Annotated in this window: 12 protein-coding genes; 4 read left to right on the forward strand and 8 right to left on the reverse strand. The window is 40.7% G+C overall.

The annotated features are described in order from the left end of the window. Positions 1-44: 44 nt before the first annotated feature. Positions 45-179, reverse strand: coding sequence for a hypothetical protein (locus VB797_RS20655; RefSeq protein ID WP_323239619.1), 135 nt, complete (start codon positions 177-179; stop codon positions 45-47). Positions 180-595: 416 nt separating this feature from the next. Here VB797_RS20655 and VB797_RS20660 point away from each other — a divergent pair, with 416 nt between their 5' ends. Beyond that, the gene (locus VB797_RS20660) at positions 596-3,589 is read left to right on the forward strand and encodes a valine--tRNA ligase (protein ID WP_323239620.1); all 2,994 of its coding nucleotides are present in this window, start codon (positions 596-598) and stop codon (positions 3,587-3,589) included. Positions 3,590-3,878: 289 nt separating this feature from the next. Further along, positions 3,879-4,322: a hypothetical protein gene (locus VB797_RS20665; RefSeq protein ID WP_323239621.1), complete on the forward strand. Its 444-nt coding sequence runs from the start codon at positions 3,879-3,881 to the stop codon at positions 4,320-4,322. A 57-nt stretch (positions 4,323-4,379) separates the two neighbouring features. Here the strand turns inward: VB797_RS20665 and psaK are convergent, their stop codons facing one another. After that, on the reverse strand, positions 4,380-4,643 hold the full coding sequence (gene psaK / locus VB797_RS20670) for a photosystem I reaction center subunit PsaK (RefSeq protein WP_323239669.1): 264 nt from the start codon (positions 4,641-4,643) through the stop codon (positions 4,380-4,382). Between the two features lie 132 nt (positions 4,644-4,775). On the opposite strand from psaK, the gene VB797_RS20675 reads away from it, so the two are divergent. After that, a complete protein-coding gene (locus VB797_RS20675) occupies positions 4,776-5,402 on the forward strand; it encodes a phosphoribosylanthranilate isomerase (RefSeq protein WP_323239622.1) in 627 nt (208 codons plus the stop codon). 505 nt (positions 5,403-5,907) lie between these two features. Here the strand turns inward: VB797_RS20675 and folE are convergent. The 6 genes from folE to VB797_RS20705 form a co-directional block, all read right to left on the reverse strand. Next, positions 5,908-6,615: a GTP cyclohydrolase I FolE gene (gene folE / locus VB797_RS20680; RefSeq protein WP_323239623.1), complete on the reverse strand. Its 708-nt coding sequence runs from the start codon at positions 6,613-6,615 to the stop codon at positions 5,908-5,910. 266 nt (positions 6,616-6,881) lie between these two features. Next, positions 6,882-7,604, reverse strand: coding sequence for an SDR family oxidoreductase (locus VB797_RS20685; RefSeq protein WP_323239624.1), 723 nt, complete (start codon positions 7,602-7,604; stop codon positions 6,882-6,884). Between the two features lie 78 nt (positions 7,605-7,682). Further along, on the reverse strand, positions 7,683-8,105 hold the full coding sequence (locus VB797_RS20690) for a hypothetical protein (RefSeq protein ID WP_323239625.1): 423 nt from the start codon (positions 8,103-8,105) through the stop codon (positions 7,683-7,685). A gap of 446 nt (positions 8,106-8,551) precedes the next feature. Beyond that, entirely contained in the window at positions 8,552-9,535 is a 984-nt protein-coding gene (locus tag VB797_RS20695) for an acetyl-CoA carboxylase carboxyltransferase subunit alpha (RefSeq protein WP_323239626.1), read from the reverse strand. Between the two features lie 204 nt (positions 9,536-9,739). Next, a complete protein-coding gene (locus tag VB797_RS20700; RefSeq protein WP_323239627.1) occupies positions 9,740-10,759 on the reverse strand; it encodes a long-chain acyl-[acyl-carrier-protein] reductase in 1,020 nt (339 codons plus the stop codon). A 200-nt stretch (positions 10,760-10,959) separates the two neighbouring features. Then, the gene (locus VB797_RS20705) at positions 10,960-11,655 is read right to left on the reverse strand and encodes an aldehyde oxygenase (deformylating) (RefSeq protein WP_323239628.1); all 696 of its coding nucleotides are present in this window, start codon (positions 11,653-11,655) and stop codon (positions 10,960-10,962) included. 297 nt (positions 11,656-11,952) lie between these two features. Between VB797_RS20705 and VB797_RS20710 the strand changes: the two genes are divergently transcribed. Next, positions 11,953-12,780 (forward strand): carbohydrate ABC transporter permease, encoded by an 828-nt coding sequence (locus VB797_RS20710; protein WP_323239629.1) that lies wholly within the window; start codon positions 11,953-11,955, stop codon positions 12,778-12,780. The last annotated feature ends 36 nt before the right edge of the window (positions 12,781-12,816 follow it).

A 12,816-nucleotide genomic window follows, 5' to 3' on the forward strand; every position in this document is an offset into this window, starting at 1 on the left:
CCTAGAGAAGTGTAGGTACGTCACTAAATTAAATTCCAATTAATTTAATTTGGTATTGCAGCGATCGCAACTCGCAGTTGGTGCGTGACGCGACTGAAGTTATAACTACGTAGAAAATTTATTAAAGCTTCACACGCTAGGCTGTTGACTTTGATAGAATTTGCCCGTTTTTGGCTCATACATTTAACTGGTTCCCAGGCTGAGCCTGGGAACCGATGAAAGTCGGCTCTGCCGACCTTCAAAAGCCAACACAAAAACTGTATGAACTTTCAGCCCAAAAAACGCACAAAGTACACAGCCTAGGCTCTGCCTCTTAATATACTTGAGGCGGAGCCTCACACAGGAGTTCCCAGTCGGAGACTGGGAACTAGTAACTTTTAGCCTAAAAAACGCACAAAGTACATAGCCTAGGCTCTGCCTCTTAATATACTTGAGGCGGAGCCTCATACAGGAGTTCCCAGTCGGAGACTGGGAACTAGTTATTCAACCACAATAAATAAATTAGATTTTTGATGATTTTGTCAAGATAAAGGCTAGCTTGTGGCAAAATTTATTAGAGTTTATAAGAGTCCTGACAAGCCGGAGTTTTCCCAGCATGACCACCAACCTTCCAAGTCTTTACGACCCTTTTTCTACCGAAGCTAAATGGCAGAAGTTTTGGGAAGAGAAACTTTTGTACAAAGCTAACCCCGATCGCGGTGGTGAACCTTACTGTATTGTGATTCCGCCACCCAATGTTACTGGAAGCTTGCATATGGGGCATGCTTTTGAGAATACTTTGATTGATTGTCTGGTGCGCTATCACCGTATGAAGGGACGTAATGCGCTGTATCTTCCCGGAACTGACCATGCGAGTATAGCGGTACAAACAATCCTCGACAACCAACTTAAGGAAGAAGGTAAAACTCGCTACGATGTCGGACGTGAAAAGTTTTTGGAACGTGCTTGGGAGTGGAAAAAGGAATCGGGAGGAACGATTGTCAACCAGTTACGACGTTTGGGTGTGTCGGTGGACTGGACGCGAGAGCGCTTTACGATGGATAGTGGTTTATCGAAAGCTGTTCTGGAAGCTTTTGTCCGTCTTTATGATGAAGGTTTAATATATCGGGGAAATTACTTAGTTAACTGGTGTCCGGCTTCTCAATCGGCGGTTTCCGATTTGGAAGTTGACCAAAAAGAAGTTGACGGTAAGCTGTGGCATTTTCGCTATCCCTTCAGCGATGGTTCCGGCTACATGGAAGTAGCCACGACTCGTCCGGAAACCATGCTGGGCGATACTGCGGTAGCTGTGAATCCTAATGACGATCGCTATAAAGATTTCATCGGTAAGACTTTAACTTTACCTTTAATGAATCGCGAAATCCCGATTATTGGCGATGAATTGGTAGACCCGGCTTTCGGTACTGGTTGTGTAAAAGTAACTCCCGCTCACGACCCCAACGACTTTGAAATGGGTAAGCGTCACGATTTGCCGTTTATCAATATTATGAATAAAGACGGCACGATGAATGAAAATGCTGGGGAGTTTCAAGGTCAAGACCGCTTTGTGGCTCGGAAGAATGTTGTCGCAAGGTTGGAAGCGGATGGGGTTTTAGTCAAAATTGAAGATTACAAGCATACCGTTCCCTACAGCGAACGCGGTAAAGTTCCTGTAGAACCGTTGCTTTCAACTCAATGGTTTGTCAAAATTCGTCCGATGGCTGACAAAGCTTTGGAATTTTTTGAGCAGAAATCGCCAGAATTTATTCCCGAACGTTGGGGAAAGGTTTATAAAGATTGGTTAGTTAAGTTGAAAGATTGGTGTATTTCCCGTCAACTGTGGTGGGGACATCAAATTCCGGCTTGGTATGCTGTGAGCGAAACCAATGGGGAAATTACCGATACTACGCCGTTTGTGGTAGCGAAAGATGAAGCCGAAGCTTGGGAAAAAGCCAAAGCGCAATTTGGCGAAAACGTCCAATTAGAAAGAGATGCAGATGTACTCGATACTTGGTTCTCTTCCGGATTGTGGCCTTTTTCTACCTTGGGTTGGCCAGAAGAAACGGAGGATTTACAGAAATATTATCCTACCAGCGTTTTAGTAACTGGCTTTGACATCATCTTCTTCTGGGTAGCAAGAATGACCATGATGGCTGGTCATTTTACCGAAGAAATGCCGTTTAAAGATGTTTATATCCACGGCTTGATATTGGATGAAAACGGCAAGAAAATGTCAAAGTCTAAAGGTAATGGTATCGACCCGTTATTATTAATTGATAAATACGGTACCGATGCTGTCCGTTACACCTTGGTTAAAGAAGTTATTGGTGTTGGGCAAGATATTCGTTTCGATTACAATCGTAAAACCGATGAATCACCGTCTGTAGAAGCATCGCGCAACTTTGCCAACAAGTTGTGGAATGCAGCCAGATTTGTGATGATGAATTTGGACGAACAAACACCGCAGCAGTTGGGAATACCCGCAGCAACAGAATTAAGCGATAAATGGATTTTGTCCCGCTACCATCAAACTGTCCAGGAAACTAACAGTTACATGGATAAATATGGCATGGGAGAAGCTGCGAAGGGACTTTACGAATTTATCTGGGGTGATTTCTGTGACTGGTATATCGAACTGGTAAAATCTCGTTTGCAGGAAGATGCGGAACCAGGATCGCGACGGGTAGCGCAACAAACTTTAGCTTATGTACTAGAAGGGATTTTAAAACTTCTTAGTCCCTTTATGCCTCATATTACTGAAGAAATTTGGCATACTTTGACTCAACAAGGAACAGATTCTGGTGAAAGTTTATCACTGCAAAGCTATCCCCAGGCAGATGCAGCATTAATTGACCTCGAATTAGAGGAAGAATTTGAGTTATTAATTGGGACAATTCGCACGACTAGGAACTTAAGAGCAGAAGCAGACGTTAAACCTGCGGTAAAAGTAACCGTAAATTTGCAAAGTGAAAGCGCAAAAGAACGTCAAATTCTTCATACTGGAGCATCTTATATTAAAGATTTGGCGAAAGTTGAGAATTTAACCATAGCTAACAAACTGTGGAGCGATAAAGTAACAAAGAAGAAATCGAGCGGTGCTTTAAGATTAATTATCTTAAGTTTCCTGACAATTACCTTAGCCAGAGTCGCTTACGCTGTAGCAATTACGGTAGATAACCTTCCTTTCTTCGGAACGTTTTTTGAACTAGTAGGTTTTGGTTATTCATTGTGGTTCATCAGAATATATCTACTTTCTGGTGAAAAAAGAGAACAATTGCGACAAAAATTCTTCAAATCATCTGCATCAAATCTTCCCCAAGTAGAAGAATTAGAACCCGCAGAATTAGGGGAAGTCGCGACCGGGGTTTTTGGTACCGTACAAATACTGCTACCACTTGAAGGTGTAATCGATATGGAAGCTTTACGTGGCAAACTAGAGAAAAACCTCAGTAAGATAGAAGCGGAAGTGCAATCCCTGAGTGGTAGACTGAGCAACTCCAAATTTATTGATAAAGCACCCGCAGACGTGGTACAAGGAGCGAGAGATGCTTTGACGGAAGCGGAAAAACAAGCCGAAATTTTGCGCGATCGGCTTCAACGTATTAAATAAGTTAGGAGTTAGGAGTGATGAATTAAAATGCAATACCCATCCTAAAAAGATTTGATAATTTATCTTTGTAGTTTATTTAATTGCCAGATTGCTGTAATACCTTGTAATACTTAAAATTTTAATCCTAACTCCTAACTTCTAAGCTGTTGCGTATCTATCCTGTATATAGCAAACGGGCTGTCCAACCTACACTACAATAATTTCATATTTTATTCTTATACTCTAACTCCCAACTTTAAATCCAAAATCCAAAATCCAAAATCCAATAACTCCTAACTTTTTTAATATCATGTTATATCTAGCCCAGGTGCATAAAAATGAATTTTTAGTTCAATCCGAGTTACGGTTGTTAGCGCGTCAAGAAACTGACAATATGTGGGCAATGATTCCAGAAGAAGCTGTTATTCTTTTGGGGAAAGGTAAACATTTAACCGAAAAATTGCTTGTTTTAGTCGAACTTTCTGCTACGGGAGAAATTGAAAAAATAGAAGATGCAAGTAACTGGGTATTAGAATTAGTACAAAAATATCTTACTACTGGAATTTCTCCAGAATTTTTACGTCAAGAAGCAGAACGGGCTGAAGATTGGAGACAAAATTTGACTCTACAAAATCAAGATTTGGCGCGTCGCACCTTAGAATTAGAGGCACGTAGAGAACAAATTCAAGCCTTAGAAGAAGCACTCAAACGCGATAAAAGTGAAGCTCATCATCAAGATGAAATCGATTCTTAATTTAAGTTTATCTACAGAGATTTGTCGAGACGCGATATATCGCGTCTCCGTGCATTCCTATAAACGACCGATATTAGTCAATCCCAAAACAATACCTACACCCAAAATATGACCAAAGCACATAGCGCCAACAAATGCTGGTAAACTCAAAGGCAAAGGTAAACCGGGAAATTTAGGTCCTACCTGGGGATAGCTAATAATCTTAGGAGCTAGCAAAACTGTCACCAGACAGCAAACGCTAATGATTATTCCTACGGTAGGAGTCCAACTAGGTGTCATGGGAACTGTTTGTTGAACAGCTAATAATATTGATGAAATCAAAGCTTCTTCTCCTAAAATGAAGAGACAAAAAATCTGAGCCATCAAGATTATAAAAATTGCTGGGAAAATAACCTAAATATGTCTTAAGAATTTACAATTTTTTCAAGTTTCGCTACAAATATTCATAATTATATGCGAGTAAAAATCTGCGGAATCACTCAACCACAGCAAGGTAAGACCATTGCTTCTCTTGGTGCGACAGCATTAGGATTTATTTGCGTACCTTCATCACCAAGGTATGTCAACTCAGGTCAAATCAAAGCGGTAATCGAACAGTTACCTCAGCAGACTGATAAAATCGGAGTCTTTGCGAACTCTAGCAAAGAAGAAATTACTCAAACTGTTGCAGAAACTGGATTAACGGGGGTACAACTCCACGGAGACGAATCGCTTGACTTTTGTCAACAACTGCGTGATGTTTTACCAAATGTAGAAATAATCAAAGCTTTACGAATCAAGAGTACCGATGATTTTGAGCTAGCAAAAACTTACGCAGAATATGTAGATACTTTATTACTTGATGCTTACCATCCCCAACAGTTGGGAGGTACAGGTCAAACCTTAAATTGGGATATGCTACAACAATTTAGCCCCAATTGTCCCTGGTTTCTCGCTGGAGGATTAACCCCCCAAAACGTTTTAGAAGCCCTAGAAAAAGTAAACCCCAACGGCATTGATTTATCAAGCGGTGTAGAAGTATCACCCGGTGACAAAGATTTGGATCGGGTTAGAGAGTTGTTTGAAAAACTGGGAAACTGAGATGGGGTGAGTATAATTCGTAATTCGTAATTCGTAATTCGTAATTAATGCCCCATAAATTAAATTTAGGGGCTTCGGTAGAGTCATTACCACGGATAAATCCGGGGGCTTCAGACCTTAAAATTTTACTCGGTGATGGGGTGATGGGGTGATGGGGTGATGGGAAAGATAATTCTTATTAACTCATAACTCCGAACTCCGAACTCATAACTCTAGCCCTGTCAAGGTGGCATTGAAGTAGGCTTAAAAACGCTAAAGATAAGAAAGAGAGCTAAATTAGAGCATTAATGCTCGTATTGAATCTCATCTTTTTCTCAAGCTTTTTATCAATAAACTGAGATTCTTGATAAAAAATGAGTCATAAAGGAAAATCAAAAAAGCAATCATAATTGAAAATCAACGTTTTCTCAGGGCTTCCAGGATATTTTCAGCCACCTTGACAGGGCTACTCTTAACTCCTAACTCCTAACTTCCAATCCAAAATCCAAAATCTAAAATCCAAAATTTAGAAGAAGCTCGGCTGGTGACGAATCAAACTAAAAAATTCTTCACGGGTTTTCTGCTCTTGCTCGAAAACTCCTGACATGGCACTAGTTACAGTCCAAGAACCAGGCTTTTGTACTCCCCGCATTACCATGCACATATGTGTAGCTTCCATGACTACAGCAACGCCTTGTGGTTCGAGAACTTCTTGAATTGCATCGGCGATTTGTCGATTTAAGCGTTCTTGTACTTGCAAGCGACGAGAATACATTTCTACAATTCGAGCAAGTTTACTTAGTCCTACAACTTTCTGATTGGGGATATAAGCGACATGGGCTTTACCCATGAATGGCAACATATGGTGTTCGCACAAACTAAAAAAGCTGATATCGCGGACTAACACCATTTCGTTGTGACCTTCGTCAAATATGGCACCGTTAACTAGGTCTTCTAAAGATTGACTGTAACCACTGGTAAGAAACCGCATTGATTCTGCTACCCGGTTGGGTGTCTTGAGCAACCCTTCTCTTTCTGGGTCTTCCCCAACCCCTAAAAGCATCGTTCTGACAGCATCTTTCATCTGCTGCATGTGTTCCTCTGAGGGAGGCTGTAAGTTGGGATGCGAGCCAGCTTTAGTATTGCGGTCTGGTCTGGGATTTACGGTATCTTCTAAGTTCGGAATCAGAGGAGATTGAGAAGCATTAGAACCGTTGGAACTAGCAATAGTCATGATGTCAGTCTGAATTAAAATGGGGGCGAATGAGTGATAAATTAAGGTGTTAACAATTAACAGTGAGGAAATAATTCCCAATTTGAATGGTGCATCCACGTAAAACGAGACTACGTAGATATTTGGATCAAATCTTGTAGAAGTATTTGATTGGGCAATAATTACTTGATAACGGCAGTTAATAAATACCGATCGCCTAGTAATTGTGAATTATTGTCATGACTGATAATTGATGACCAATCGAAGAATAGTTGACAACTAATAATTTATAAGACCCCTGCGCTAGGCATTAAAATTAATTCATCAACAACAGCTTGTCTTGGTAGTAATACGGTATGGAGAATTGATTGAGCAACAATCTCTGGTGTCAGCATATTTGAGCGGTCAAAGTCCGCATTCACAGTTTCTGAATCCCACAGTTCGGTATTTACTGCACCAGGACAGATAGCAGTGACGCGAATTCCATGAGCGCGTTCTTCTTGAGCAAGGGCTTGAGAAAGAGCAATTACACCTGCTTTGCTAACGCTGTAGGCTCCCCAGTTAGCAAATGCCTGTTTGCCCGCGATGGAAGCTACATTAATAATTGTGCCTCTATGTTGTTCGCGCATCGAGGGTAAAATTCCCTTAACACATTCAAATACGCTGGTAAGATTCAAATCGATTACTTTTTGCCAGTCCGATAAAGATGTTTGGCTCAATGTGGCGGTATACCCCATACCAGCATTGTTCACAAGAATATCTATGTTACCAAAGTCTAGGGCTACTTGATGTATCTGTTCTTCAACTTCTGATAGATTTGCTAAATCCACTGCATAAGCTTTAGCCTTGACCCCGGTTTTAATCGCAGCATTTTCTATTGCTGCTAACCTCTCGGTAGAACGACCTACTAGAGCAACATCTATTCCCGAAGATGCAAAAGCCAAAGCTGTTTGTTTGCCAATACCGCTACTTGCACCAGTAATCAAGGCACGTCTTTTATCTTCAATCATACCGTTTTTTCAAAATCAACTGGCAGGAGTCCCCCGTCCTACCCCTATGGAGGCGGCGGGAGGAATGACAGACCGAGTTTAGTTGACAATGCATAGCTTGGTACTTCTTTTTATTAGTTTGATATTTTTAGGATTGAACTGACCAATACGTGACCAATTATGGTCATAGATTGAGATATTTTTGGTCTTGCCAGAATTAGTAAAGCCACCAACCCAGCCGCGTATAATTTCACCTTTGCGAGTAGTGCGAACATAGTCACCTGACCGAAAACCAAATGGTGTTATTGTTCCACCTAGCCTTTTTAAGATTCCACCTTTTGAGTAGTTTTCTTGGTACAGTTTCCGTCTAAATAATTTTGGACGGGTAACAACAATAAAAGGTGCTTTGGTTACGGAGCATTCCCCAACCCAATGATGACCGTGGTTTTTTGCTGTATTGAATTCCTTTAGGCGTTTTACTGGAATTGATCCTCTGTTGTTAATCAGTATCAGTCTCTTCACTGAGATTTTGCTGAGAACAAGTTGAATATAAGTTAAAAGCTCCTCGTTTTTTCTCTCAGTTAAACTTGTATTTTCCTACAGGTAGGTAATCCATTCCAGCTTTTTTTAATTCACACAAAAAAATTAGTGTCAAGCCTAATTGACATTTTGTAATGGTTTGATTAAGACTATTTACAAAAATTCACGAGATTTGGCTCGTATCGCTTTGAAATGAATTAAAAAATTGAGAATTTTAAAAATGCCATAGCCAATTATAACATTGCCGTGGTCAATAGTAATTTGTAAGAAGCTATCACGCCCGTAAATTTTATCGGTTTGTTAGCGTTCACGCGAAGCGTGACCGTTAGGTCATAGCCCCCGGATTTATCTATGGATTAGACCAAAAACGAAGCCCATAAATTTTGTTTATGGGGAGTTAATTACGCAGACCGAATTACGAATTATACTCACTGCTCGGCTTCGGTTAAAATTCCCATTTTACGGAATCTTTGGTAACGCATTTCTTTTCTTTCTTCGTTCGTGAAACCGTTAAGCGTTTCCAAGTTTTCTAACAATGCTTCTTTGAGAGTGCGAGCGGCTTGCAAAGGGTCGGAATGAGCGCCACCAATCGGTTCTGCTAATATCTGATCGATAATGCCTAAATTTTTCAGGTCGTGGGAAATTATTTTTAAAGCTGCCGTTGCTTGTGGTGCTTTCGCTGCATCTTTCCATAAAATCGCCGCACAGGCTTCGGGAGTTGCAACGGTATATACGGAATGTTCAAACATCATCACGCGATCGCCAATACCAATACCGAGCGCTCCACCGGAACCACCTTCACCGATGACGGTACAGATAATCGGAACGTCGTAGGAAAACATTTCTCGTAAATTGTAAGCAATTGCTTCACCTTGACCTTGCTGCTCGGCGATCACGGTAGGTAAAGCACCGGGAGTATCGATAAAGGTAACGATGGGCATTCCAAATTTGTTAGCGTGTTCCATGAGCCGTAATGCTTTACGGTATCCGCCAGGAGAAGCCATACCAAAATTGCGGGCAATGTTATCTTTAGTGTCTCGTCCCTTTTGATGACCTAAAATTACTACAGATTGAGTTCCCAAACGTGCGACTCCACCCACCAAAGCTGGGTCATCCGAACCACAGCGATCGCCGTGTAATTCGATCCATTCATCGGTAATTGCTTGGATGTAGTCAAGAGTACTGGGACGACGAGGATGACGAGCAACTTGCAGCCGTTGAGTGGGAGATAAACTGCTGAAAATTTCTTCGCGTAATTGCATAGCGCGTGCTTCTAATTGATGTATTTGATTGGTTACATCAACGCCATTTTCTTCCGCAAGTTTACGAATCTGCTCAATTCGATTTGCCAATTCTGCTAGGGGCTTTTCAAAGTCCAAAAGTAGCGGTTTACGCTCTTGTGTTGTAGCCATTGTTTAAATAATCAGTTGTGAGTTATCTGTGATGAGCGTTATGAGTTATGAGTTGAGATAATTATATAGATAATTACTTTACTCTTAACCCATAACTATTAACCGTTAACTGTTAACTACCAAAGAACTCCTTTGTCAAAAAGATCCAATCTTGCTTGTGCGAAGAAGAAGATTTTTTGTAGCCCCTTTGTTAACTGTTAACCGTCACACTAGCAGCGGTCGAAATCCGTGCTTAACGGAAACTAGACCAATCTGCTCCATTTTCTCTACGGTAATCTGATTGCGTCCCCAAGAAAAGTTAGTGTACAACTTTTCAAATTCGAGCAGCATTGATTCGGCAAAACAAGCAAAAAGCTGACGTGCTGGAACATCCATGTTGACAATGTTCATGATTTTCCAGTCAATGTCGAGGGAATGCTCTACAATGCCACCGTTGAGTACGTATACCTCTGGATGCACAATTTTGGTTCCTAAATTTTTAGGATAGCCGCCATCAATTAGCAAGCAAGGTTTTTTCAACATGGTGGGATCGATTTCCACTCCTTTGGGCATACTAGCCACCCAAACAATAATGTCTGCTAGAGGCAACGCTTCCTCTAAACCCATTATTTTTCCACGACCGAGGTCAGATTGCAAGGATGAAAGGCGTTCGACGTTACGCGCTATCAACAACAGTTCCTTGACATTTGTCTTCGCATCCAACCAACGACAAACGGCACTACCAATATCTCCTGTAGCACCACATACCGCAACTGTTGCATTATTTAGTTCTATACCAAGTTTTTTCGAGGCTTGCTCTACTTGCCGACAAATAATGTAAGCAGTATGAGTGTTTCCTGTAGTAAACCGTTCAAACTCTAATTTGATGTTGCGGATTTGGGGAATTTGTTCTAACTTAAAATTCTCAAAAATAATCGAAGAAAAACCACCTAAAGCAGTGATATTTATACCGTGCTTTTGGGCATGAGCCATCGCATTTAAGATTTTGCGAGTAGCAGCTTTCATTCGACGAGAAGCCAGCATTTCGGGTAAAAAGCAAGATTCTACATACCGCCCCTCGATTTTTTGTCCGGTTATGCTTGTTACCGTAATGTTATCTACTATTTGGGGTGGAGCGCTACACCAAAAATCTAACCCCTGGTCGGCATATTCTGGGTAGCCTAATTCTTTAGCTACTCTTTGCGCGTGTTCTAAACTTGTGAGATGTCCGATTAAACCAAACATGAACTGTTAATTTCGGCTTATGCTTTGTGAAAGGATTAAAGGCGTGGAATATAAATAAACACCACAATAACTGCTCCTCTAATAACCGCAAATAACACCCTATATAATTTAGGGTATGTTGGGCGAGGAGCAATAAAATGGCTAATTATTCCGATTGTTAAACAAGATGCAATTAGCACTTATAAAAAGGCTACTGCAATTTAAATGGCTCGGAGTCCGTATGCAGAAAGACGCATAATATCGCGAGTTGTGAAACCAATATTATTCAAAGCGTCTCCGTATTGAATCATAAAGTCTTCTACTAAAGCATCTTTGGGCATTGCCATATTTTCGGCATCGCGTTCTACTTCGTTAAGCATTCTCCAGATAATAGGGAGATTTTGGGCGTTAGCTTCTTCTAGTTCCGCTTTAGATTCTGCAAAATGTTCCTTCAACCAAACTTCTCCAAAGTTCAGGTGAGTATATTCATCTTTAACAACACCTTCAGTAATTTTACGAGAAAAAGCATCCGCTACTGGAATAAAAATATGGTAGGCGGCGATCGCAAAACATTCGATAATCAAAGACTGAATTAACAAACAGGTCACAACTTTTTCTTGCGCGGCTGCGTCCTGGAAATTTTGATGCAGTTGAGCAAAAAACTTCTTGGCAAATTCCATATCCGCCGTTACTTCGAGATTATTAGCACAAGCTTGAAAACCTTTCTTATGGCGCATCTCCATTTTAGAGAGACGAACTAAATCATCTTTTTTATCTGGCAGCAATTGCGCTAATGATAAATAATTATCGTGTGCCTCTTGTTCTCCTTCAACCACAATTGCATTAATGCGGCTAAAAGCGTCTTTATATGTTTCGCTGCGATAATCTAGTTCAGATGGGGCTATAAGCTCCTGCATCTTGCGTTCCCTCCTAATATGATATTTTGATACAAAATGATGAAGTTTGAATGAAATAACACTTCGATGAAGTTATTAGATCTACCACAAACCAACCTTTTATGGGTCTAAAGTCAGAGGTATAAATTGCTTTATTTTAATAACCTGCATCATTTGTCTTAAGTTTTGTGCTTCATCAACAGAATTTACGTGGTTTAATTTTACTTAACAAGCCACTATGTTATACATTAGCTGTTGCTGGGGGCGATTGCTCTAGTAACAGAAAAACTAATGAAATGCTTGGACAAAGCTTTGTTTATGTCTAAACCAAGCCGGACGCGAAATTACGGTAATTTTTTGATCTTAGGAGGACTGATACTGCTGGCGGCGATTATCCTATTACCGCTAATTGTGGTCTTCCTAACATCATTTACAACTACCGGGACAACTCCTGATGTGTTACCGAGAAATGGGTTCTATACAATCAATTACCACGATGCATGGGAGCGAGGTAAATTTTTACTAGCTTTTGCTAACTCTACCTTAGTCGCTGCTTGTGTAACCTCTTTTCAAATTATAACTTCGGCTGCTTCTGGTTACGCATTAGCAAGGCTGAAGTTTAGAGGACGAGAACTATTACTATTGATAGTTTTAGCGACGTTAGTAATCCCTTTTCAGTTGCTGGTAATTCCTGTATTTTTAGTACTCAAGTGGGGACACCTCATAAATACCTACTGGGCGCTGATTTTACCCACTGCTGCTAATGGTTTTGGTATTTTTTTACTACGTCAGTATTTTCAAAGTATTCCTATAGAATTAGAAGAAGCCGCAGCCATAGACGGAGCAAATAGGCTGCAAATATTGTGGCAGGTAATGTTACCTTTAGCCCGTCCGGCATTAGTAACACTATTTTTGTTTACCTTTATTGGTGAATGGAACGATTTATTTAAGCCCTTAGTATTTACAACTAAACCGGAACTAAGAACAGTACAGTTGGCTTTAGCTGAGTTTCAGGAGCAATTTACCAACAATTGGCCTTTATTAATGGCAGCAGTCACCATAGCCACCGTACCCGTAATGTTACTATTCCTCATCGGACAGCGGCAATTTATTCGCGGTATTGCCACAACGGGAATTAAAAATTAATTTGGTAATTGGGGATTGGGAATTGGTAATTGGGAA

This window comes from Rivularia sp. UHCC 0363 (assembly GCF_034931125.1).
Lineage (GTDB): Bacteria > Cyanobacteriota > Cyanobacteriia > Cyanobacteriales > Nostocaceae > Rivularia.